Annotated in this window: 2 protein-coding genes; both read left to right on the top strand. The window is 74.5% G+C overall.

The window, feature by feature from the left end:
* The first annotated feature begins 118 nt into the window (after positions 1-118).
* On the top strand, positions 119-11989 hold the full coding sequence (locus ACZ4TR_RS16245) for a type I polyketide synthase (protein WP_465287765.1): 11871 nt from the start codon (positions 119-121) through the stop codon (positions 11987-11989).
* Between the two features lie 34 nt (positions 11990-12023).
* A complete protein-coding gene (locus ACZ4TR_RS16240; protein WP_465288121.1) occupies positions 12024-26360 on the top strand; it encodes a type I polyketide synthase in 14337 nt (4778 codons plus the stop codon).
* The last annotated feature ends 365 nt before the right edge of the window (positions 26361-26725 follow it).

Raw genomic sequence — 26725 nt, 5'->3', positions numbered from 1 at the left:
CCTCTAGGCACCGCACTAGACCTGACCTGTCCGCCGTGGACAGCCTCGCCGCGCCTGTGTTGCCGTGAAGGTCGAGCAGTCGCCACAGGAAGGAATCCGCCCGCCGATGGAGCGTGAGATGACGGGTTTTGCGAGTACTCCGGGCGAACCGGTCGCCGTGGTCGGGCTTTCCTGCCGCCTCCCGGGCGCGGACGGGCCCGCCGCCTTCTGGCGGCTGCTGACCGAGGGCCGCAGCGCGATCACCGACGTCCCCGCCGGACGGTGGGACCCCGCGTCCACCGGCGTCCGCCGAGGCGGGTTCCTCGACGACGTCGACCGCTTCGACGCCGCGTTCTTCGGCATCTCGCCGCGCGAGGCCACCGCGATGGACCCGCAGCAGCGGCTGGTGCTCGAACTCGCGTGGGAAGCCTTGGAGCACGCCGGGATCGTCCCCGCGAACCTCGGCGGGAGCGCCGCGGGCGTGTTCGTCGGCGCCATGTGGGACGACTACGCCGCGCTCGTGCACGCGAGCGACCCCGAAGTGATCACCCACCACACCATCACCGGCGTCCACCGCAGCCTGCTGGGCAACCGCGTCTCCCACCTGCTCGGCGCGCACGGCCCGAGCTTCACCGTCGATTCCGGCCAGTCGTCCTCGCTCGTCGCCGTCCACCTGGCGGTGCAGAGCCTGCGCCGCGGCGAGTGCCCGGTCGCGCTGGCGGGCGGGGTCAACCTGATCTTCTCGCCGGGCAACGCCGTCACCACGGCGAAGTTCGGCGGGCTGTCCCCGGACGGGCAGTGCTTCACCTTCGACGCCCGCGCCAACGGGTTCGTGCGCGGCGAGGGCGGCGGGCTCGTCGTCCTCAAGACGCTCTCGCGAGCCCGGGCCGACGGCGACGAGATCCTCTGCGTGATCCGCGGCACCGCGGTCACCAACGACGGCGCCGGCGACGGCCTGACCGTCCCGGACGCCCGGGCGCAGGCCGCGGTGGTGCGCGGCGCCCACGCCGACGCCGGGATCGATCCGTCCGCGGTCGGTTACGTCGAGCTGCACGGGACCGGGACCAAGGTCGGCGACCCGATCGAAGCGGCCGCGCTGGGCGAGGTCTTCGCCGCCGGGCGCGAGGGGCCGCTGCCGGTCGGTTCGGTCAAGACCAACATCGGGCACCTGGAAGGCGCCGCGGGCATCGCGGGGCTGCTCAAGGCCGTCCTGTCCGTGCGTCACGCGACGCTGCCCGCGAGCCTCAACTTCGCGACGCCGAACCCGGCGATCCCCTTGGCCGAGCTGAAGCTCCGCGTCGTCGCGGAGAACGCCGGCTGGGACGCCGGACGCCGGATCGCCGGGGTCAGCTCGTTCGGCATGGGCGGGACCAACGCCCACGTCGTGCTCGAAGCGGCCGAGCCCGCCACACCCGGGTTCCGGGCGGTGGGTCGTGATGACAGGAATGAGTCATTCATGGCGTCGGATGCAGTGAATGGGTCATTCACTGCATCGGTGCGGCCGGGAGTCGTGCCGGGCGGGTCGAATGCGGTGAACGAGCCGGTGCCGGCCGAGGCCGTCGCCCCTCGCGAGGCCACCGGCGCGGCGGTGCCCTGGCTGCTCTCGGCTCGCACCGCCGAGGCGCTGCGGGCACAGGCGGCCCGGCTGCTGTCGCATGTGGACGAACACCCCGACCTGTCCGCCGCGGACATCGGGTGGTCGCTGGCGACCCGCCGGACCGCCTTCGCGCACCGCGCGGTCTCCGACAGCCGGGACGCACTGCGCGCCGTCGCGGACGGCATGGGCCGCACCCAGGGCGTCACCGCCACGAAGGACGACCGCGTCGTCTTCGTCTTCCCCGGCCAAGGCGGCCAATGGGCCGGCATGGCCGCCGAGCTCCTGGACGCTTCGCCGGTGTTCGCCGCGCGGCTGGCCGAATGCGCCGCCGCGCTCGCGCCGCACCTCGACTGGGACGTCGTCGACGTCCTGCGGGAGACCCCCGGGACACCTTCGCTCGACCGCACCGACGTGCTGCAGCCCGTGTTCTGGTCCGTCGCCGTGTCCCTGGCCGCCGAGTGGCGGGCGCGCGGGGTCGAACCCGCCGCCGTGCTCGGGCACAGCCAAGGCGAGCTCGCGGCCGCCGTCGTCGCGGGTGCGCTGTCGCTGGCCGACGCGGCGCGGATCGTCGCACTCCGGGCCAAGCTGCTGGCCGATCGGATGGCGGGCCACGGCGGCATGCTGTCGGTCGACCTGCCCGTCGCGGCCGTGACGGAGCTCCTGGACGCCTACCCCGGCCGCCTGTCGGTCGGCGCGGTCAACGGCCCGGCGACCACCGCGGTCTCCGGTGACCTCGACGCCCTCGACGAGCTGCAGGCCGAGCTGACCGCGCGCGAGGTGCGCGCACGCCGGATCGCCATCGCGTACGCGTCGCACTCCGCACAGGCCGAGCCCCTCAAGGACGAGCTGCTGCGGCAGATCGCCGGGATCCGGCCTCGGCCGTCGGAGGTCCCGTTCTACTCCTCGACCGCGGGCGGCCTGCTCGACACCGAGCGGCTCGACGCGGACCACTGGTTCGCCAACCTGCGGCAGCCGGTGCTGTTCGACCCCGCCATTCGGGCCGCGCTCGACGCGGGCATCGGCCTGTTCGTCGAGGTCAGCCCGCACCCGGTGCTCGTCGGCGGTCTCCTGGAGACCGCGGCCGCCGCCGACCGGCCGGCGGCCGCGGTCGGCACCCTCCGCCGAGGCGACGGCGGCCCCGCCCGCTTCGCCACCTCGGTGGCCGAGCTGTGGACCCGCGGCGGTCGCGTCGACTGGACGGCCGCGTTCCCCGGCGCGCGCCCGGTCGACCTGCCGACGTACGCCTTCCAGCGCGAACGCTTCTGGCTCGACGGGAACACCGCCGAGGCCTTGGCGGGCGCCAAAACTGTCGGTGCGCATCGATACGCTGGAAGCCGGGGGGCGGAGGCCCGCCCGCAACCGGCCCACGACCTCCTCGAAACCGTCCGCGCGCACACCGCGCTGGTGCTCGGCCACCCCGGCCCGGACGCCATCGACCCCGCGGCCTCGTTCAAGGACCTCGGCTTCGACTCGATCATCGGTGTCGAGCTGTGCGAGCGGCTGTCCGCCGCGACCGGCCGGAAGGTGCCCGCGACCTCGGTCTTCGACCACCCGACCCCGGCCCGCCTCGCCGCGATGCTGCGTGACGAGCCGGCCAAGACCTCTCCGGCCGTCGCGACCCGCGCCGACGAGCCCATCGCGATCGTCGCGATGAGCTGCCGGTACCCCGGCGGCGTGCGCTCGGCGGACGAGCTGTGGCAGCTCGTCGCCGACGGCCGCGACGTCATCGGCGGCCTGCCCACCGACCGCGGCTGGGACCTCGACGACCTGTACGACGCCAACCCGGGCAAAGCCGGGAAGTCCTACGCGCGCCACGGCGGCTTCCTCACCGACGTCGCCGAGTTCGACGCGGACTTCTTCGGCATCTCACCGCGCGAAGCACTGGCGATGGACCCGCAGCAGCGACTGCTGCTGGAGACCACGTGGGAGGCCTTCGAAAACGCCGGCATCGACCCGGCGTCGCTGACGGGCAGCCGCACCGGCGTCTACATCGGTGCCACCTCGTCCGAGTACGGCCCGCGCCTGTACGAAGGCGGCGAAGGCTTCGACGGGCACCTGCTCACCGGCACCACCGGCAGTGTCGCGTCGGGCCGGCTGGCCTACGTGCTCGGCCTGGAGGGGCCGGCCCTGACGGTCGACACCGCGTGCTCGTCCTCGCTGGTCGCGCTGCACCTCGCCGTGCGCGCGCTGCTCGCGGGCGAGTGCACCCTCGCGGTGGCCGGCGGCGCGGCCGTCCTGGCGAGCCCCGGCATGCTCGTCGAGTTCAGCCGGCAACGCGGCCTCTCCCGCGACGGCCGCTGCCGCGCCTTCTCGGCCGACGCCGACGGCACGGGCTGGGCCGAGGGCGCCGGTGTCGTGCTGGTCGAGCGGCTGTCCGACGCTCAGCGGCTCGGCCACCCCGTACTCGCCGTCGTGCGCGGCACGGCGGTCAACTCCGACGGCGCGTCGAACGGCCTGACCGCGCCCAACGGCCCGTCGCAGCAACGCGTGATCCGCTCCGCGCTGGCCGACGCCGGACTCGCACCGTCCGAAGTGGACGTCGTCGAGGCGCACGGCACCGGGACCCCGCTCGGAGATCCGATCGAGGCTCAGGCGCTCATCGCCACCTACGGCCAGGACCGCGAACGGCCGTTGCTGCTCGGCTCGCTGAAGTCGAACCTCGGGCACACCCAGGCCGCGGCGGGCATCGGCGGCGTGATCAAGATGGTCCAGGCCCTGCGCCACGGCGTGGTGCCGCGGACCCTGCACGCCGGCGAACCCAGCCCGCGGGTCGACTGGTCCGCCGGCGCGGTCACCCTCGCCTCGGCTGAACAGCCGTGGCCGGAGACCGGCGCGCCCCGCCGGGCCGGCGTGTCCTCGTTCGGCATCAGCGGCACCAACGCGCACGTCATCGTCGAGCAGGCCCCGGAACCGGCTCCCGTGGTGTCCGAAGAGGACAGCTTGGGCGTGTGGGTGCTGTCCGGCCGCACCGAAGACGCGGTGGCCGACCGCGCGACGGCGCTGGCGGACACGCCGCACGGCGTCGCCGAAGTCGGCTGGTCCCTGGCGGCGACGCGGACCGCCTTCGAGCACCGGGCCGCGGTGGTCGGCGAACGCGCCGAGCTCCTGGCCGGCCTGACCGAGATCGCCACGCGGACCCCGGGCGCGTCCGTGGTCACCGGCGTCACCGGGCCGGTGGGCCGCACGGTGTTCGTGTTCCCCGGCCAGGGTGCGCAGTGGGTGGGCATGGCGGCCGGGTTGCTCGACGAGTCACCGGTTTTCGCCGAGCGGTTCGCCGAGTGCGCGGCCGCACTCGAGTCCTTTGCCGACTGGTCGCCTTCCGCCGTCCTCCGCGACGGCGAGCTGGACCGGGTCGACGTGGTGCAGCCCCTGTCGTGGGCGGTCATGGTGTCGCTGGCGGCACTCTGGCAGTCGTACGGGGTCACGCCGGACGCCGTGGTGGGGCACTCCCAGGGCGAGATCGCCGCGGCCGTCGTCGCGGGTGGACTGTCCCTCGAGGACGGTGCTCGCGTGGTCGCGTTGCGCAGCAAGGCCATCGCCGCGAGACTCGCCGGCCAGGGCGGGATGGCGTCGGTCGCGCTGGACGCCGAGCGGGTCCAGGCCCTGCTCGACGACCGGATCTCGATCGCGGCGTACAACAGCCCGTCGTCGACCGTCGTGGCCGGTGACCCCGCGGCCTTGCGGGAACTGGTCGAGCGCTGCGAGCGCGACGGCGTCCGGGCCCGGGTGATCCCGGTGGACTACGCGTCGCACTCGGCGCACGTCGAGGCGATCGAAGCCGAGCTGCACGAGGTCCTGGCCCCGATCCGGCCGCGCACCGGCGACGTCCCCTTCTACTCGACCGTGGCCGCCGAACCGATCGACACCGCGACCCTCGACGCCGGCTATTGGTACCGCAACCTGCGGCAGGCGGTGCGGTTCCGTGCCACCGCCGACGTCCTCGCCGACCGCGGGCACCGTTTCTTCGTCGAGGTCAGCCCGCACCCCGTGCTCGGCGGCGGGCTCCAGGAGACCCTCGAAGACGCTGCCGTGGTCGGGACGCTGCGCCGCGGCGAAGGCGGCCTCCGGCGGTTCCTGCTGTCCGCGGCCCAGCTGTGGACCCACGGCCACGACATCGACTGGTCGGTCCTCTACCCGCACGCGAACGCGGTTCCGCTGCCCACCTACCCGTTCCAGCGCCAGCGTTTCTGGCTCGAACCGCCGCCCAAGCCCACCGACGACAGCGGGTTCTGGACCGCGCTCGACACACTCGGTCTCGCCGACGACACACCCTGGCGCGACGCCCGGCTGGCGTTGACCGACTGGCGTCGGCAGGCTGACGTGGAGAGCTGGCGCCACCGCATCACGTGGCGCGCCGTGCCCGAGGCGGCTGTGGCCCCGCTCGCCGGCACCTGGCTCGTGGTCACGCCCACCGCGGGCGCGCTCACCGGGTTCGGCGTCGAGGTGCTCGTCACCGCGGACGACGACCGCGCCACCCTCGCCGGGCGACTCGCCGGGCTGACTCCCGACGGCGTCCTCGCCCTGACGACCTCCGACGACCCGATCGACGCGGTCACCACCGCGGCCGTGCTCGTCCAGGCCCTCGGTGACGCCGGGATCGACGCCCCGCTGTGGTTCCTGACCCGCGGCGCGGTCGCACTCGACACCGACCCCGCGCCGGAGCCGGCGCAGGCCGCGGTCTGGGGCCTCGGCCGGGTGGCCGCGCTGGAGCACCCCGGCCGCTGGGGCGGGCTGATCGACCTGCCCGCGACCTGGGACTCCGGCACCGCCGAAAAGCTGGCCGCCGTGGTGTCCGGCGTCGAAGACCAAGTGGCGATCCGGCCGTCCGGGGTGTTCGCCCGCCGGCTGGTCCCCGCGCCCCTGCGCGGGAAGACGCGGACCTGGGGGACCGGCGGCACGGCCCTGGTCACCGGCGGCACGGGTGCGCTGGGCAGGCACCTCGCCCGCTGGCTCATCGCGCGTGGAGCCGAGCACGTCGTCCTGACCGGCCGCCGCGACGCCGACGTGTCCGAGCTGGGTCCCCGGGTGAGCGCCGTGATCTGCGACGTCACCGACGCGCACGCCCTCCGGGAGCTGGTCGACGGCCTCGACGATCTCCGCACCGTCGTCCACGCCGCGGGCGTCGGGACGCTCGCTGCGCTCGACGACACCGACCCCGCCGCGATCGCCGAAGTCCTGAAGGCCAAGGTGCTCGGCGCGCGGCACCTCGACGACCTGCTCGGCGACCGTGAGCTGGACGCCTTCGTGCTCTTTTCCTCGATCTCCGGCGTGTGGGGTGTCGCCGACCACGCCGCCTACGCCGCGTCGAACGCCTACCTCGACGCCCTCGCGCTGCGCCGCCGGGCGCTCGGCCGGACCGCGCTGTCGGTGGCCTGGGGTCCCTGGGCCGGCGGCGGCATGATCGCCGAGACCCTGCACGACGTCCTCGCCCGCCGCGGTGTCCCGGTCATCGAGCCGGAAGCCGCCCTGGCCGGCCTGGGGCAGGCACTGGACCACGACGAGACGTTCGTCGCGCTGGCCGAGATCGACTGGCCGGTGTTCGCCGACGTCTTCTCCGCCGTCCGGCCGAGCCCGCTGCTCGCCGAGCGGCCCGAGCTGAAGCAGCTCCGGGAGGAGACCCCGGACGCGTCCGGCTGGGCCGAGGAGCTCGCCGCCCTCGCCGGACCCGAGCGCGAAAAGCGGGTGTCCGCTTTGGTCCGGCAGCAGGTCGCCGCGGCGCTCGGGCACGCGAGCCCGGAGACCGTCGACGTCCGGCGCGCGTTCAAGGACCTCGGCTTCGACTCGCTCACCGCCGTCGAGCTGCGCAACCGGCTGAGCGCGGCGACCGGGCTGAAGCTGCCCAGCACACTCGTGTTCGACCACCCGACCGCCGCGCTGCTGACCGAGCACCTGCTGGCCGAGGTGGCGCCGGAGTCCACAATGGACGTAGTCACGGCCCCGGTCGCGGCGGCCGACGACGACCCGATCGCCATCGTCGCGATGGGCTGCCGCTTCCCCGGCAGCGTCACGACGCCCGAGCAGCTCTGGACGCTGCTGACCGACGGCGTCGACGCGATCTCCGGCCTGCCCGCCGACCGCGGCTGGGACCTCGGCTCGCTCTACGACGCCGACGCGAGCCGGCCCGGTACCACCTACGCCCGCCATGGCGGGTTCCTCGCCGACGCCACCCGGTTCGACGCGGCGTTCTTCGGGATCTCCCCGCGCGAAGCCGTCGCGATGGACCCGCAGCAGCGGCTGCTCCTGGAGGTCTGCTGGGAGGTGTTCGAGCGCGCCGGGATCGACCCCGCCGCGCTGCACGGCACGCCGGCCGGCGTGTTCGTCGGCATGACCGACCAGGCCTACGGCTCAGGGGGCTCCGAGGGCGAGGACTACCTGGTCACCGGCGCGGTCTCCAGCGTCGCCTCCGGCCGGATCGCCTACGTCCTCGGCTTGGAGGGGCCGGCCGTCACGGTCGACACGGCGTGCTCGTCGTCGCTGGTGGCGCTGCACCTCGCGGCGCAGTCGCTGCGCTCGGGCGAGTGCTCGATGGCGCTCGCCGGCGCGTCGATGGTCATGTCGACGCCGAGCCAGTTCCTCGGCTTCAGCCGCCAGCGCGGGCTCGCGCCCGACGGCCGCTGCAAGCCGTTCGCGGCCGGTGCCGACGGGTTCGCTCTCGCCGAGGGCGTCGGCGTCCTGCTGGTGGAGCGGTTGTCCGACGCGCGCCGCCACGGGCACCCGGTGCTCGCGGTGCTGCGCGGGTCGGCGATCAACTCCGACGGTGCGTCCAACGGCCTGACCGCCCCGAACGGTGGTTCGCAGCAGCGGGTCATCCGCGCCGCGCTGGCGGGTGCGGGCCTGCGTCCGTCCGAAGTGGACGTCGTCGAGGCGCACGGCACCGGAACCCCGCTGGGCGACCCGATCGAAGCGCAGGCGCTGATCGCCGCGTACGGGCCGGAGCGCGAACGGCCGCTGCTGGTCGGTTCGCTGAAGTCGAACCTCGGGCACACGCAGACCGCGTCCGGGGTCGCCGGGGTGATCAAGATGGTCGAGGCGATGCGGCACGGGCAGCTGCCCAAGACGTTGCACCTCGACGAGCCGACCGCGGAGGTCGACTGGTCTTCCGGTGTGGTCGAGCTGACCGCCGAAGACCGGGCGTGGCCGGAGACCGGGGCCCCGCGGCGCGCGGGCGTGTCGGCGTTCGGCATCAGCGGCACCAACGCGCACGTGATCCTGGAGCAGGCACCCGAAGAGCCTCCGGTGGACGCGCTGCCGGACACCGTGGGGACGTGGGTGCTGTCGGGCCGGTCCGAAGCGGCCGTGCGCGAGCAGGCGGCGGCGCTGGCGGAGACGGAGCACGGCGTCGCCGAGGTGGGCTGGTCGCTGGTGAGCACCCGGTCGGCGTTCGAGTACCGGGCCGCGGTCGTCGGCGACCGGGACGAGCTCCTCGCCGGGCTGCGCGAACTGGCCGCGGGGAGCCCGGTCAGCACCGGGACCACGGGGGAGACCGTCTTCGTCTTCCCCGGTCAGGGTGCGCAGTGGGCGGGGATGGCCGTGGGGCTGCTCGACGAGTCGCCGGTGTTCGCCGAGCGGATGGCGGACTGCGCCGCCGCGCTCGCCCCGCACGTGGACTGGTCGTTGACCGACGTCCTGGCCGACGCGGACGCCCTCGAACGGGTCGACGTCGTGCAGCCGGTGTCGTGGGCGGTGATGGTGTCCCTCGCCGCACTTTGGCGGGCGCACGGGGTCGAGCCCGACGCGGTCGTCGGGCATTCCCAGGGCGAGATCGCCGCGGCTGTGGTCGCGGGCGGACTGTCCCTCGAGGACGGTGCCCGGGTGGCCGCCCTGCGCAGCAAGGCGATCGCGGCCGGGCTCGCGGGCCTCGGCGGGATGGCGTGGATCGCCGCTCCGGAGTCCGTGGTCACCCCGATGCTGGAGCCGTACGGCGGCCGGCTCTCCCTCGCCGCGGTGAACGGGCCCGCCTCGGTCGTCGTTTCCGGCGAAGTCGAAGCCCTCGAAGCCCTGATCGCCGGCGCCGGTGACCTGCGCGTCCGCCGGATCCCGGTGGACTACGCGTCGCACTCCGCCGCGGTCGAGGCGATCGAGGCCGAGCTGCGAGAGGTCCTCGCGCCGGTCCGGCCCCGGACCTCGGCGATCACCTACGTCTCCGGCGTCACCGGCACCCCGGTCGACACCGCCACCCTCGACGCCGGGTACTGGTACCGCAACCTGCGTCAGCCGGTCCGGTTCCACGACGCCACGAAGACGCTCGTCGAAGCCGGCCACCGGTTCTTCGTCGAAGTCAGCCCGCACCCGGTGCTCGGCGGCGGCATCGAAGAGACCCTGGACGAGGCGGTGGAGAGCGCGGCCGTCGTCGGTACCCTGCGCCGCAACGCGGGCGACCTCCGGCGGTTCCTGACCTCGCTGAGCCAGCTGTGGGCGCACGGTCACGACGTCGACTGGCCGTTCCTCTACCCGGTCAAGCGGACGGTTCCGCTGCCGACCTACCCGTTCCAGCGTCAGCGGTTCTGGCTCGAACCGCGCTCTGCGGCACCGGTCACCCGGTCCACAGTGGACCAGTTGCGCTACGAGGTCCGGTGGAGCCCCGTCACCACTCCCCGTGCCACCACGCTCGACGCGGGCTGGCTGGCCGTCGTGCCCGCCGGGCCGGATTTCCGGGACCTGCTCGGCGCGGACGTCCGCGTGCTCGAAGTGTCCACGGAGGATCGCGAGGAGCTGGCGGAGCTGCTGGCCGTCGAAGACACCCCGGCCGGGGTGGTTTCCCTGCTCGCGCTGAACGACGAGCCGCACGCCGAGCACCCCGTGCTCACCGCCGGGCTCGCCGGCAACGTCGTGCTCACGCAGGCGCTGGCCGACGCCGGGATCGCCGCCCCGCTGTGGTTCGCGACCCGCGGAGCCGTCTCCACCGGCCCGGGCGAACCCCTGCACCGCCCGGCCCAGGCGATGGCCTGGGGCCTCGGCGGGATCCTCGGCCTCGACCAGCCCGACCGCTGGGGCGGCCTCGTCGACCTGCCGCCCGTCGCGGACGCCACGACCGCGGGCCGGCTCGCGGCCGTCCTCACCGGCCACGACGGCGAAGACCAGGTGGCCCTGCGGCCGTCGGGGGTGTTCGCCCGCCGGCTGGTCCGCGCGGCGGCGTCCCCGCCCGTCCGCTGGCAGCCGCACGGCACGGCGCTGGTCACCGGCGGTACCGGCGCGCTCGGCGGACAGGTTGCCCGCTGGCTCGCCGCGAACGGTGCCGAGCACCTGGTGCTCCTGAGCCGCCAGGGCGAACACGCGCCCGGGGCCGCGGAACTCACGGGCGAGCTGTCCGCACTCGGGACGAAGGTCACCGTCGCCGCCTGCGACGTCTCGGACCGCGACGCCCTGCGCGAGCTGCTCGCGGAGCTGCCGCCGGTGAACGCCGTGGTCCACACCGCGGGCGCGGTGGACGTCGAACGGCCGATCACGGCCCTGACCCTGGCCGACTTCGCCGAGCTCGCCGAGGCCAAGGTCCGGGGCGCGCGGAACCTCGACGAACTGTGCGGCGACGTGGACGCGTTCGTCCTGTTCTCCTCCGGCGCCGGCGTCTGGGGCAACGCGGGCCAGGCCGGTTACGCGGCGGCGAACGCCTTCCTGGACGCACTGGCCCAGCAGCGGCGCGATCGCGGGCTCCCGGCGACGTCGATCGCCTGGGGTGCCTGGGCGGGCGGCGGCATGGTGGACGAGAACGTCGGCGCGCAGCTCGAACGGCGCGGGGTGCCGATGATGCGGCCCGAGCTGGCCGTCACCGCGATCCGGCCGTCGGTCGACACCGGCGGCCCGACGAGCGTCGTCGCCGACATCGACTGGGCGAAGTTCACCCCGCTCTACACCGCGGCGCGGCAACGCCCCTTGCTGCGCGAGCTGCCCGAAGCGCAGCAGACCGAGGAATCCCCCGTGGACAGTGGCGGAGAGCTGGTCCGGCGGCTGCGGACGGCGTCGGCGAGCGAACGCGACCGGGTCGTGCTCGACCTGGTGCGCGGCGAAGTCGCCGCGGTGCTCGGCTTCCCCGGCCGCGACGCCGTCCGGCCGGCGCAGACGTTGAAGGAACTGGGGTTCGACTCGCTCACCGCGCTCGATCTGCGCAACCGGCTCGGCGCGGCGACCGGCTTGAAACTGCCTGCCACGCTCGTCTTCGACCACCCGACTCCCGATGCCGTCGCGAAGCACGTGCTCGACGGGCTGTTCGCCACGGACACCGCGACCGACGAGCTGGATCGGATCGAGGCCGAGCTTGCCGCCCTTCCCGCCGAGCTCGTTGCCGCCCGGCTGCGGAAGCTGCTGTGGAAGTGGGACGACACGGGCGACGACCCCGGCGACGACGGCTTGGAACTCGACACGGCGACCGACGACGAGATGTTCGCGGCGATCGACCGAGAACTCGGAATCTCTTGACGTGACCGGAAAACCTTCCCAGGAGCGGACGCAGATGCGCAACGAGGACAAGCTCCGTGACTACCTCAAGCGGGTCACGGCCGATCTGAAGCTGGCCAACCGCCGCCTGCACGACGTCACCGAGCGCCGCGCCGAACCGATCGCCGTGGTGTCCATGAGCTGCCGGTTCCCCGGCGGGGTGACCGACCCCGAGCAGCTCTGGGACCTGCTCGCCGAGGGCCGCGACGCCGTGTCGCCGTGGCCCGCCGACCGCGGCTGGGACCCGGACCTCTACGACCCCGACCCCGAGCGGATCGGCCGCAGCTACGTCCGCGAGGGCTGCTTCCTGACCGACGCGGCGCAGTTCGACCCGGCGTTCTTCGGCATCTCCCCGCGCGAGGCCGTGGCGATGGACCCGCAGCAGCGGCTCCTGCTGGAGACCACCTGGGAGGCCTTCGAGCGGGCGAAGCTCGACGCGGCGGCCCTGCGCGGCAGCAAGACCGGCGTGTTCGTCGGCGCCAGCAACCAGGGCTACGCCGGCGGCATGGTCACCGCGCCCGAAGGCCTGGAAGGACTGCTGCTCACCGGCGGTTCGGCCGCCGTGCTGTCCGGCCGGCTCGCCTACACCTTCGGGCTCGAGGGCCCGGCCGTCACCGTCGACACCATGTGCTCGTCCTCGCTGGTCGCCCTGCACCTCGCGGTCTCCGCGCTGCGCAACGACGAGTGCTCGATGGCCCTGGCCTGCGGCGCGACCGTGATGGCCAACCCCCGCAACTTCGTCGAGTTCAGCCGCCAGCGCGGTCTCTCTTCGGACGGCCGCTGCCGCGCCTTCTCCGCCGACGCCGACGGCACGGGCTGGGGCGAGGGCGTCGGCGTCGTGCTGCTGGAACGGCTGTCCGACGCGCGCCGCCACGGCCACCCCGTGCTCGCCGTCATCCGCGGCACGGCGATCAACCAGGACGGCGCGTCCAACGGCTTGACCGCCCCCAACGGGCTTTCGCAGCAGCGCGTCATCGAGGCGGCGCTGGCCAACGCGCGGCTGGCCCCCGAGCAGGTCGACGTCGTCGAGGCGCACGGCACCGGCACCAAGCTGGGCGACCCGATCGAGGCGCAGGCCCTGCAGGCGACCTACGGCCGCGACCGCGAACGCCCGCTGCTGCTCGGCACGGTGAAGTCGAACATCGGCCACACGCAGGCCGCGTCCGGGGTCGCCGGGGTGATCAAGATGGTCCTCGCCCTGCGCGCGGGCGTCCTGCCGAAGACGCTGTTCGTCGGCGAGCCGACCCCGCACGTGGACTGGACCGCGGGCGCCGTCTCGCTGCTGACCGAGCAGCAGGAGTGGCCCGAGACGGGGGCGCCGCGCCGGGCCGGGGTGTCCTCCTTCGGCGGCAGCGGCACCAACGCGCACGTCGTGCTGGAGGGCGTCACCGACGAACCCGGGGTCGCCTCGGAGTCCACTGTGGACACGGCGGTCTGGGTGCTGTCGGGCCGGTCCGACGCCGCGCTCAAGGCTCGCGCGGCGGAGCTGGCGGAGCTGCGGGACGTCAACGTGGCCGACGTCGGCTGGTCGCTGGCTTCCACCCGTTCGGCGTTCGAACACCGTGCCGCGGTGATCGGCCGGGATCCGGCGGCGGGCCTCCGCGAGATCGCCGACTCCGGCACGGCCGCCGGTGGCGCGGTGGTCGGCGGCGAGGCCCAGGTCGTCGGCGGCACCGTGCTGGTGTTCCCCGGCCAAGGCGCGCAGTGGGCCGGGATGGCCGTGGACCTGCTCGCCTCCGCCCCGGTGTTCGCGGCCCGGATGGCCGAGTGCGAGGCGGCGTTGTCGGCTTTCGTCGACTGGAAGCTGACCGACGTCCTCGGCGACGCGACGGCCCTGGACCGGGTCGACGTCGTGCAGCCGGCCTCGTGGGCGGTCATGGTCTCGCTCGCCGCGCTGTGGGAGTCCCACGGCGTCACCCCGGACGCCGTGGTCGGGCACTCGCAGGGTGAGATCGCGGCCGCCGTCGTCGCCGGTGCGTTGTCGTTGTCCGACGGCGCGAAGGTCGTCGCGCTGCGCAGCAAGCTGATCGCCGGCCGGCTCGCGGGCCTGGGCGCGATGGCGTCCGTCGCGGCACCGGAGGCGCAGGTCGAAGCGCTGCTCGCGGACGGGCGCGTGGCCATCGCGGCGGTCAACGGACCCGCGTCCGTGGTGATCTCCGGCGAGGTCGCCGCGGTCGAAGAGGTCCTCGCGCGCGCCGAGGCCGGGGGACTGCGCGTGCGCCGGATCCCGGTGGACTACGCGTCGCACTCCGCCGTGGTCGAAGTCCTCGAAGCCGAACTGCTGGAAGCCCTGGCGGACCTCGAACCCCGCGCCCCGCGGATCGCGTTCGTCTCCAGCGTCACCGGCGAGGCCGCCGGGACACTGGACGCCGCCTACTGGTACCGCAACCTGCGGCACCGCGTGCGGTTCCAGGACGCCACCAGGGCCCTCATCGCCGACGGGCACCGGTTCTTCGTCGAATCGAGCCCGCACCCCGTCCTCGGCGGCGGCCTCCAGGAGACCCTGGACGCCGCGCTCGACCCCGGTTCGGCCGCCGTCGTCGGCACGCTCCGCCGGGGCGAAGGCGGCTTGACGCGGTTCCTGACGTCGGTGGCGCAGCTGTGGACGCAGGGCCACGACGTCGACTGGTCGGCCGTCTACCCCGAGGCTCGGCCGGTCGCTTTGCCGACATATCCCTTCCAGCGGCAGCGCTACTGGCTCGAAAACCCGGGCGAGACCGCCGCGGCGGACGACGGGTTCTGGAGTGCCGTCGAGGACGGCGCGCTGACCGAAGAGCTGGGCGTCACCGCGGAAACGCCCTGGCAGGAGGTGCTGCCCGCGCTCGCGGACTGGCGCCACCGCCGCACCGAACTGTCCACAGTGGACCAGTGGCGGTACCGGATCACCTGGCACCCGGTCGCCGCACCGGCACCCGCGCTGTCCGGCACCTGGCTGGTCCTGCACGCGCCCGACGTCTGCCTCGACGCCCTGGAGAAGGCCGGTGCGGCCGTCCGCACCCTGCGCCTCGACGGGACCGAGGACCGCGCGTCGCTGGCCGAGCGGCTGCGGGCCGAGACCGGCGTCGCCGGCGTGCTGTCCCTGCTCGCGCTGGACGAGAACGAGCACGCGACGCACCCGGTGCTGTCCCGGGGTCTCGCGGCGAACCTCCTGCTCTCCCAAGCCCTCGGCGACGCCGGGATCACCGCGCCGCTGTGGCTCGCGACGCAAGGCACCGCCGTCGTCGTGCCCGGGGACGAGGCGCCGCACCCCGGTCAGGCCACCACGTGGGGTCTCGGCCGGGTCCTCGCCCTCGAACACCCCGGCCGCTGGGGCGGCCTGGTCGACCTGCCGGACGACCTCGACGAGCAGGCCGCGACCCGGCTCTGCGCCGCCCTCGCCGGGATCGGCGACGAGGACCAGCTCGCCGTCCGCGGCTCCGGGCTGTACCAGCGCCGCCTGCGCCGCGCTCCCGTGCAGGGCACCGCGCCCGAGTGGCGGACCGGCGGCACCGCGCTGATCACCGGCGGCACCGGGGGGCTGGGCGCGCACGTCGCCCGCTGGCTCGTCGGCCGCGGCGCCGAGCACCTCGTGCTCACCAGCCGCCGCGGTCCCGGCGCACCCGGGGCCGCCGAACTGCGGGAAGAACTCGAAGCGATGGGTGTCGAGGTGACCATCGCCGCGTGCGACGTCGCCGACCGCGAGGCGCTGACGTCGCTGGTCAGCGGCCTGCGAGACATCCGCACGGTCGTCCACACCGCCGGCGTCGGCCTCCTGGCTCCCCTATCCGACACGGACCTGCCCGAGTTCGAAGAGGGCGCCCGCGCGAAGCTCGCCGGGGCCCGCCACCTGGACGCGTTGTTCGGCGAAGCCGGCCTCGACGCCTTCGTGCTGTACTCCTCCGTCGCCGGCGTCTGGGGCAGTGGCGACCACGGCGCGTACGCCGCCGCGAACGCCTTCGTCGACGCGCTCGCCGAGAGCCGCCGCGCCCGCGGGCTGGCCGGGACGTCGGTCGCCTGGGGCATCTGGGCCGGCGACGGCATGGTCTCCGACGTCGTCGCCGACCAGCTCAAGTGGCGCGGGATCCCGTTCATGGCCCCGGAACCGGCCCTGCTCGGGCTCGGCCAGGTGCTCGACCACGACGAGCCGTTCCTCGCCGTCGCCGACATCGACTGGGAGCGGTTCGTCCCGGTCTTCACCGCCGCCCGCCCGCGGCCGCTGCTGTCCGAGGTGCCCGAGGTCGCGGCCGTGCTGGCCGCCGAGTCGGAGGTCACCGAGGAGGAGACCGGCGCCGCGGGTGCCTTGCGCGCCAAGCTGACCGCACTGTCCGAACCGGACCAGGACCGCGAACTGCTCGGGCTGGTCCGCAAGCACGCGGCCGCCGTGCTCGGCTACGCCGGACCGGAGGACGTCGACGCGTCACGCGCGTTCCGCGAGCTGGGCTTCGACTCGCTGACCGCGATCGAGCTGCGCAACCGGCTCACCGCCGCCACCGGCCTCAAACTGTCCGCCACCCTCGTGTTCGACTACCCGAACGCGACGACCCTGGCACGGCACGTCCGCACCGAGGTCCTCGGCGCTCCCGCACCCGCGGTGGCCGCGCCGGTCACCGCGACCGACGAGCCCCTCGCCATCGTCGGCATGAGCTGCCGGTTCGCCGGCGGCATCGGCAGCCCGCAGCAGCTGTGGGACCTGATGATGGCCGAGGCCGACGCCATCGGCGAGTTCCCCGGCGACCGCGGCTGGCAGCCCGGCGCGCTCTACGACCCCGATCCCGACAGTGCCGGCCACAGCTACACCCGCGCGGGCGGGTTCCTCTACGACGCCGCCGAGTTCGACCCGGGCTTCTTCGGCATCAGCCCGCGCGAAGCCCTCGCGATGGACCCGCAGCAGCGCGTCGTCATGGAAGCCGCGTGGGAGGCCTTCGAAGACGCCGGGTTCGCCCAGTCCGCCGTCCGCGGCAGCCGCACCGGCGTGTTCGTCGGTGCCAGCGGCCACGACTACGGCCAGCGGCTGCGGGAAGTGCCCGAAGGCGTCGAAGGGCACCTGGTCACCGGCGGCACCGGCAGCGTCACCTCCGGGCGCGTCGCCTACACCTTCGGGCTCGAAGGCCCGGCGGTCACGATCGACACCGGCTGCTCGTCGTCGCTGGTCGCCCTGCACCTGGCCGGCCAGGCACTGCGGTCGGGGGAGTGCGACCTCGCGCTGGCCGGCGGGGTCGCGGTGATGTCGACCCCGGCGCCGTTCGTCGCGTTCAGCCGCCAGCGCGCGCTGGCCGCCGACGGCCGGAGCAAGCCGTTCTCCGCCGAGGCCGACGGCATGGGCCTCGCCGAGGGCGTCGGCATGCTGCTCGTCGAGCGGCTTTCCGACGCGAAGCGCAAGGGACACCGCGTGCTGGCCGTGGTCCGCGGCACCGCGACCAACCAGGACGGCGCGTCCAACGGCCTGACCGCCCCGAACGGCCCGTCGCAGCAGCGCGTCATCCTGTCCGCGCTGGCCGCGGCCGGGCTCGAACCGTCCGAAGTGGACGCCGTCGAGGCGCACGGCACGGGCACCACGCTGGGCGACCCGATCGAGGCCCAGGCGCTGATGGCCACCTACGGCCGCGACCGGTCGGCCCCGCTGTGGCTCGGTTCGGTCAAGTCGAACATCGGGCACAGCCAGGCCGCCGCGGGCGCCGCCGGCGTCATCAAGATGGTGCTGGCCATGCGCCACGGCGTCCTGCCGCGCTCGCTGCACTCGGAGCACCCGTCGCCGCACGTCGACTGGTCCTCCGGTGCCCTCGAACTGCTCACCGAGGCCACGCCGTGGCCGGCCAAGCCGGGACCGCGCCGCGTCGGCGTGTCCTCCTTCGGCGTCGGCGGCACCAACGCCCACGTCGTGCTCGAACACGATCCTTCGCCCGAACCGGAGACCGTGCGCGAGCCGGTCACGGGCCCGGTGCCGTGGGTGCTTTCGGCCCGTTCGGCGGCCGGGGTGCCCGCGCAGGCCTCGAAGCTGGCGGCCGCCGCGACCGCGGACATCGCCGATGTCGGCTGGTCCCTGGCCTCGACCCGGAGCGCGTTCGAGCACCGGGCCGTCGTGCTCGGTGACGACCGCGAAGAACTCCTGCACGGTCTGCACGGCCTGGCCGCCGGGACGCCGAGCGCGTCCGTGGTCACCGGGGTGGCCGGCGCGGTGGGGCGGACGGTGTTCGTCTTCCCGGGGCAGGGCGCGCAGTGGGCCGGCATGGCTGTCAGCCTGCTGGACTCGTCGCCGGTCTTCGCGGAGCGGTTCGCGGAGTGCGCGGCGGCGCTGGAGTCCTTCGTCGACTGGTCGCCGTTCTCCGAACTGCGCGAAGGTGCGTTGGACCGGGTCGACGTGGTGCAGCCACTGTCGTGGGCCGTCATGGTTTCGCTGGCCGCGCTGTGGCAGTCGCACGGCGTGACGCCGGACGCGGTGGTGGGCCACTCGCAGGGCGAGATCGCCGCGGCCGTCGTCGCCGGGGGACTGTCCCTGATGGACGGTGCTCGAGTGGTCGCGTTGCGGAGCAAGGCGATCGCCGCCGGGCTCGCGGGCCGGGGCGGGATGGCGTCGGTCGCGCTCGGCGCCGAGCAGGCCGGGAACCTCCTGTCCGAATGGGACGGCCGCATCACCATCGCCGCGTTCAACAGCCCGTCGTCGACGGTCGTCTGCGGTGAGCCCGACGCCCTGGAGGAACTGCTCGCCCAGTGCCAGGCGGACGGCGTCCGGTCCCGGCTGATCCCGGTGGACTACGCCTCGCACTCGGCGCACGTGGAGGCGATCGAGCGCGAACTGCTCGACGTGCTCGCCGCGGTCGAGCCGCGCACCGGCGAGGTGCCGTTCTACTCGACGGTCTCGGCCGAGCCGATCGACACCGCGACCCTCGACGCCGGCTACTGGTACCGCAACCTGCGTCAGCCGGTGCTGTTCCACCAGACCGTCGGGGTCCTCGCGGCGCGCGAGCACTCGGTGTTCGTGGAGGTCAGCCCGCACCCGGTCGTCACGTCCGCGATCGCCGAGGCCGTCCCGGACGCCGTCGCGACCGGCACGCTGCGGCGCGGCGAAGGCGGTCTGGCGCGGTTCCGCACGTCACTGGCCGAACTGCACGTGCGCGGTGTCGACGTCGACTGGGCCCCGGTGTTCCCGGGTGCCGCGACGATCCCGCTGCCCACCTACGCCTTCCAGCACCAGCGCTACTGGCTCGACGCCCCGGCCGGCGCCGACCCGCTGGACGACGAGTTCTGGGCCGCCGTCGAGCAGTCCGACCTCCCGGCGCTCGCCGCCTGGCGTGCCAAGCGCCAGGCCGGATCCACTGTGGACAACTGGCGTTATCGGGTCGAGTGGACCCCGCTCGGCGTCGCGACCGGCACCATCGTGCCGAACTGGCTGGTCCTCGCGCCGGCCGGGCACGACGGGCAGGCCGTCGCCGACGGACTCGGCGCGCGGCTGCTGGAGCTGCCGTCCGAAGGGGACCGCGAGCGGTACGCCGAACTGCTGCGTGCGGCAGGCCCGTGCGAGGGCGTGCTTTCGCTCATGGCCCTCGATGGTTTCGAAGCGAACTTGACGCTGCTGCACGCCCTCGGCGACGCCGGGATCGACGCGCCGCTCTGGTGGGCGACCAGCGGCGCGGTCAGCACCGGTGACCGGGACCCGATCCGCGCGGCCGGCCAGGCGCTGACCTGGGGCTTCGGCCGGATCGCGGCCGCGGAGTACCCGCAGCGCTTCGGCGGGCTCGTCGACCTCCCGGCCGACCTCGACGCCCGCGTCTTCGCCCGGCTCGCCGCCGTGCTCGGGTCGCCCGACGAGGACCAGGTGGCCGTGCGCGCTTCCGGCGTCTTCGGCCGCCGGCTCGTCCGCGCGGCCCCGGCCCGCGAGACCACGACGTCGTGGACGGCGTCCGGCACGGTGCTGCTCACCGGCGGAACCGGCGGGGTCGGCCCGCACCTCGCCCGCTGGCTCGCCCGGGCCGGCGCCGAGCGGCTGGTCCTGACCAGCCGGCGCGACCACGACCTCCCCGAGCTGACCGCCGAACTGGCCGACCTCGGCACCGAACTGACCGTCGCGACCTGCGACGTCGCCGACCGCGACCAGCTCGCGGAACTCCTGGCCGGGCTGCCCGACCTGACCGCGGTGGTGCACGCCGCCGCCGTGCTCGACGACGGCGTCCTCGACGGCCTCACCGCAGAGCGCATCGCGAACGTGCTGCGGCCCAAGGCCGACGCCGCACGGCACCTGCACGAGCTGACCGCGAACCGCGACCTTTCCGCGTTCGTCCTGTTCTCCTCGCTGGCGGGCACGCTCGGCGGACCGGGTCAGGCGAGCTATGCCGCGGCCAACACCTACCTCGACACGCTCGCCCGCGAGCGCCGTGCCGCGGGCCTGCCCGCGACTTCCGTCGCCTGGGGTGCGTGGGCCGGCGGCCGCGGTGAAGGCCTCGCCGATCAGGGCCTGCCCGCCATGGCACCCGACCTGGCGATCCTCGCGCTGCAGCAGGCCCTCGACGAGGACGAGACCGTGCTGGCGGTCGCCGACATCCGCTGGGACCGCTACCGCAAGACCCTCGCCCAGGGCCGGCCCAGTGCCGCGCTGCTGGGAATCCCCGAAGCGGCGAAGCCGGAAGCCGTCGAAACCGGCTGGGCCGAGCGGCTGGCCGGTCTGGGCGAGGACGAGCAGCACCGGCTGCTCCTGGACCTGATCCAGGGTCAGGCCGCGGTGGCGCTCGGCTACCCCGGACCCGAGTCGATCGAGCCCGAACGCGCCTTCCGCGACCTCGGCTTCGACTCGCTCACCGCCGTCGACCTGCGCAACCGCCTCGGCGAAGCCACCGGCCTGCGGCTGCCGGTCACGCTCGTCTTCGACCACCCGACCGCCGTCGCGCTCGCCGGGCACGTCCGGCGCGAGCTGGTGGGAGACGAAGACGACACCGTGACCGAGACCGCCGCCCCGGTGGTGGCGCGCACCGACGAGCCGATCGCGATCGTCGCGATGTCCTGCCGCTACCCCGGCGGCGTGACCGATCCGGACGAGCTGTGGCGGCTCGTCGCCGACGGCGTCGACGCGGTCGGGGAGTTCCCGGCCGACCGCGGCTGGGACGTCGAAGGCCTCTTCGACGCCGACCCGGACAAGCCCGGCACCTTCTACACCCGCGGCGGCGGTTTCCTGCACGACGCGGCGGAGTTCGACCCGGCGTTCTTCGGGATCGCACCCCGTGAGGCACCCGCGATCGACCCGCAGCAGCGGCTGCTGCTGGAGACGTCGTGGGAGGCCGTCGAGCGCGCGGGCATCGACCCGGCGCTGCTGCGCGGCAGCCGGACCGGCGTGTTCGTCGGCTCCAACTACCACGACTACGGCTCCCGCGTGCGGCACGCGCCGGGCGAGTTCGAGGGGCACCTGGCGACCGGCAGCGCGGGCAGCGTCGCGTCCGGCCGGATCGCCTACACCTTCGGGCTCGAGGGCCCGGCGGTCACGGTCGACACGGCGTGCTCGTCGTCGCTGGTCGCCCTGCACTGGGCGGTCAAGGCCCTGCGGTCCGGCGAGTGCGACCTCGCGCTGGCCGGCGGCGTCACGGTGATCTCCTCGGTCGACACGTTCGTCGAGTTCAGCCGGCAGCGCGCGCTGTCCCCGGACGGCCGGTGCCGCGCGTTCTCCGCGGACGCCGACGGCGCGGGCTGGGCCGAGGGCGTCGGCATGGTGCTGGTGGAACGGCTTTCCGACGCGCGCCGCCTCGGGCACCCGGTGCTCGCCGTCGTGCGGGGCAGCGCGGTCAACCAGGACGGCGCGTCCAACGGCATGACCGCCCCGAGCGGGCCCGCGCAGCAGCGCGTCATCCGCGCGGCGCTGGCCGACGCCGCGCTGACACCGTCCGATGTGGACGCTGTCGAGGCGCACGGGACGGGCACCACGCTGGGCGACCCGATCGAGGCGCAGGCGCTCATCGCCACCTACGGCCAGGACCGTGAACGGCCGTTGTGGCTGGGTTCGGTGAAGTCCAACATCGGGCACACCCAGGCCGCGTCCGGCATCGCGGGCGTGATCAAGATGGTGCAGGCGCTGCGCAACGGCGTCCTGCCGCGCACGCTGCACGCCGAAACCCCGTCGCCGCACATCGACTGGTCCGCCGGGCAGGTGCGGCTGCTGTCCGAGCCGGTCGAGTGGGCCGCGAACGGCCACCCGCGCCGCGCGGCGGTGTCCTCGTTCGGGGTCAGCGGCACCAACGTGCACACGATCCTCGAAGAGGCGCCCTCGCTGCCCGAAGCAGCGGAAGTCGTCACGACGCAACGGTTCACGGCCTGGCCGGTGTCGGCCCGGTCCGAAGCCGCGCTGCGCGGCCAGGCCCGGCGGCTCCTGGCGGCTACGGAGTCCGAAAAGGACGCGGCCGACGTCGCCCGATCGCTGTCCGCTCGCGCGAAGTTCGGGCACCGCGCGGTGGTCGTCGGCGAAAGCCTCGGTGAACTGCGCGACGGGCTGGCCGCGCTGGCCGCGGACCGGCCCGCCGCCGGGCTGCGGCAGCACGTCGCCCGATCCGGCCGGACGGCGTTCCTGTTCACCGGCCAGGGCGCGCAGCGGCTCGGCATGGGCCAAGAGCTGTACGCGCGGTTCCCGGTCTTCGCCGACGCCTTCGACGCGGTCTGCGCGCACTTCGACCTGCCCCTGCGCGACGTCGTCTTCGGCACCGACGCCGCCCGGCTCGACCGCACCGGCTTCACCCAGCCCGCCCTGTTCGCGGTCGAGGTGGCGTTGTTCCGGTTGCTCGAGTCCTGGGACGTCCGCGCGGACTTCCTCGCGGGCCACTCCATCGGCGAGCTGGCCGCGGCGCACGTCGCCGGCGTCTTTTCCCTGGCCGACGCGGCCGAGCTCGTCGCCGCGCGCGGCCGGCTCATGGAAGCGCTGCCCGAAGGCGGGGCCATGGTCGCGATCGCCGCTCCCGAGGACGAGGTCGTCCCGCTGCTGGACGAGCGGGTGTCGCTGGCCGCGGTGAACGGCCCGGCGGCCGTCGTGGTCTCCGGCGACGCCGAAGCCGTGCTGGCGCTCCAGGAGCACTTCACCGCGCTGGGCCGCAAGACCAAGCGCCTGGAGGTCTCGCACGCGTTCCACTCGCCGCTGATGGACCCGATGCTCGAAGAGTTCGCCGCGGTCGCGGCCGGGCTCGAGTACCACCCCCCGCGGATCGCGCTCGTGTCGAACGTGACCGGCACGCTCGCCGATCCGGACGAGCTGACCACGCCGGAGTACTGGGTGCGGCACGTGCGGGCGGCCGTCCGGTTCGCCGACGGCATCCGCGGGCTGGCGGCGGAAGGCGTGAACCGGTTCGTCGAGCTGGGTCCCGACGCGGTGCTCGCCGCGCTCGTCCCGGACTGCGCCGGACCGGCCGAGCTGAGCGTGGGATCGGTGCTGCGCAAGGGACACGACGAAGAGCGGTCCCTGCTCACCGCGCTCGCCGGGCTGCACACCGCCGGCGCCGACGTCGGCTGGGCCGCGGTGCTCGCCGGCGGCGGGCACGTCGAACTGCCGACGTACGCGTTCCAACGGGAGCGGTACTGGCTGGACGTCCCGGCCGTGCCCGGCGACGTCACCGGCGCCGGGCTCACCGAACCCGGGCACCCGCTGCTGGGTGCGTCGGTCTCGCTGGCCGGTTCGGACGGCGCGCTGTTCACGAGCCTGCTGTCGGCGACCAGCCACCCGCTGCTCGCGCAGCACGTCGTGCTCGGCAGCGTGCTGCTGCCGGGGACGGCGTTCATGGAGCTGGCCGTGCACGCCGCGGACAAGGTCGGCTGCGAACGCGTCGAGGAGCTGACCCTCGCCGCGCCGCTGGTGCTGCCGGAGACCGGCGGGGTGCGGCTGCAGGTCGCCGTCGGCGGGCCCGACCGGTTCGGCACCCGCTCGATCGACATCTACTCCCGCGTGGACGGCGCCATGGAGGACGAGCCGTGGACCACGCACGCCAGCGGCACGCTCGCCGCGGCGGCGGCCCCCGCGGCCGGTGACCTCACCGGCGCGTGGCCGCCGGCCGGCGCCGAGCCGATCGACCTCGACGGGCTCTACGACCGCATCGCGGCCAATGGCTTCGACTACGGCCCCGCCTTCCGGGGGCTGCACCGCGCCTGGCGCGCCGGCGACGAGATCTTCGCCGAGGTCGGCCTGCCGGAGGGGGAGCGGGCGGAAGCCGCACGCTTCGGCCTGCACCCGGCCCTGCTGGACGCGGCCCTGCACACCGTCGCCCTGCGCGACGAAAGCCGGGCGGTGCTGCCGTTCGCCTGGTCGGGCGTGACCCTGCACGCGGGCGGCGCGGCGGCGCTGCGGGTGCGCGTCACCGGGCAGGGCGACGACACGGTGGCCCTGGCGGTCGCCGACCAGGACGGGCTGCCGGTCGCCACCATCGGTGCGCTGACGCTGCGGCCGGTTTCGGCCGAGCAGCTCGACGTCGCGCGCTCGGCGTTCCACGAGTCACTGTTCCGGGTGGGCTGGGTGATGGCCCCGATCACCCCGGTCAGCCACTCGGCGGCCGAACGCTGGGCGGTCGTCGGGCACGACGTCGGCGTCCGCGTCACCAAGGCCCTCGGCACGGCGGGTGTCCCGGTGGAGTCCTACCCGGACTTCGACGCGCTCGGCGCGGCCGTGGCGGCGGGTGCCCCGGCGCCCGAGGTGGTCGTGATGACCAGCGGCCCGCAGGACGACGAGGACGTGGCGCGGGCCGTCCGGACCGCCACCCACGGCGCGCTGGAGCAGGTGCAGGAGTGGCTGGCGAGCGAGCAGTTCGCCGGTTCGCGGCTGGTGTTCGTCACCCGGGGCGCGATCGCGACGCGGGTCGGCGAAGGCATCACCGACCTGGCGACGGCGGCGGTCGTCGGCCTGGTCCGCTCGGCGCAGTCGGAGAACCCCGGCCGGTTCGTGCTGGTCGACCTCGACGACCGCGAAGTGTCCTACGCGGCGCTCCCGTCCGCCGTGGCCTGCGGCGAGCCGCACGTCGCGGTCCGGATCGGCGCGATCCAGGTGCCGCGGCTGGCGCGCGTCCCGGCGACCAGCCCGGCGCCGGTTCCCGAGTGGGACCCCGAAGGCACGGTGCTGATCACCGGCGCCACCGGGACGCTCGGCACGCTCGTCGCCCGGCACCTGGTGACCGCGCGCGGCGCCCGGCGGCTGGTCCTGACCAGCCGGCGCGGACCGGCCGCGGAAGGCGCCCGGGAGCTGGTCGAGGAGCTGAGGGCGTGGGGCGCGGACGTCACCATGGCCTCCTGCGACGTCGCCGACCGCGACTCGCTGGCCGCGCTGCTCGCGGCCATCCCCGCCGAGCACCCGCTGACCGCGGTGGTGCACACGGCCGGCGTCCTCGACGACGGCGTCGTGTCCGCGCTGACCACCCGCCAGCTGGACACGGCCCTGCGGCCCAAGGTCGACGCGGCCTGGCACCTGCACGAGCTGACCGCCGGGATGAACCTGGCCGGGTTCGTCGTGTTCTCCTCGCTCGCCGGCACGTTCGGCGGCACGGGACAGGCGAACTACGCGGCGGCCAACGCCTTCCTCGACGCGCTGGCGCACGTGCGCCGGGCGCAGGGCCTGCCCGGGCTGTCGCTGGCGTGGGGCCTGTGGGCCGAGCGCAGCGGCATGACCGGCAAGCTCGGGGAGGCGGACCTGTCGCGGCTGGCCCGCGGCGGCGTCGAGCCGATGCCGTCGGAGGAGGGGCTGGACCTGTTCGACGTCGCGTGCACGCTCGACGAGGCGGTGCTGCTCCCGGTGCGGCTGGTGGTGGAGGCGATGCGCGACCGCGTCGGCGAGGACGCGATCCCGGTGATCCTCCGGAGCCTGATCCGCACCCCGGTGCGGCGCGCGGTCCGGGCGTCGGCGGCCCCGGCCGACCCGGTGGACAGCCTGACCCACCGGCTGGCGGGGATGTCGGAGGCGGAACGCGACGGAGCGTTGCTCGACCTCGTCCGCACCCACGCGGCGACGGTCCTGGGGTACGCGGGCCCGGACGCGATCGAGCCGGACCGGGGCTTCTTGGAGCTGGGCTTCGACTCGCTGAGCGCGGTGGAGCTGCGCAACCTCTTGGGAGCGGCGACGGGCTTGCGCCTGCCGGCGACGCTGCTGTTCGACTACCCGTCGACGACGGTCCTGGTGGAGTACCTGAGGTCCGAGCTGGTCCCGGACGTCCCGGCGGCGATCCTCCCGGCGCTGGCGGAGCTGGACCGGGTGGAGTTCGCGTTGCCGGAGCTGCTGGCGGATTCCTCGGCGCGGGCGACGCTGGGCACGCGGCTGCAGGAGCTGCTGGCCCGGGTGAACGGCGCTTCGGCGACGGCGACGGCGGTGGAGGAGAAGCTGGAGTCGGCAACGGACGACGAGATGTTCGCGCTGATCGACGAACTCGACCTCGACTGACCCGCCGGGCGGTCCCCACCCATCCCTGGGGGCTGACCCCGGTCCAGTCTATCGGCCGCCACCGACGAAACCGCCGGAGAAGGCGTTGCCGGGCACACCTGTCCACAACCGGCTGGGGCTGTGGACAAAGCTCCCCGGCCCGGGCGGACGTGTCCGGGCAGCGCAGTGAATGACTCATTCCTCTCGCCCAACGCCAGGAATGAGTCATTCACTGCATCGAGCCGAGCCGAGCCGAGCCGAGCCGAGCCGGAGCCGGAGGCGGAGGCGGGGCAGGGCGAGGCGGCCGCCCAGCACCGCGAAATCTAGGGATTTGCGGGTGCCCCGTGCGGTTCACTCGAGGCGACCACGCCGTGAACCTGGAGGTA

It is taken from the genome of Amycolatopsis sp. NPDC028719, from assembly GCF_055565395.1.
The sequence above is the reverse complement of the archived record's forward strand: the minus strand, read 5'-3'. Positions and strand labels throughout refer to the sequence as shown.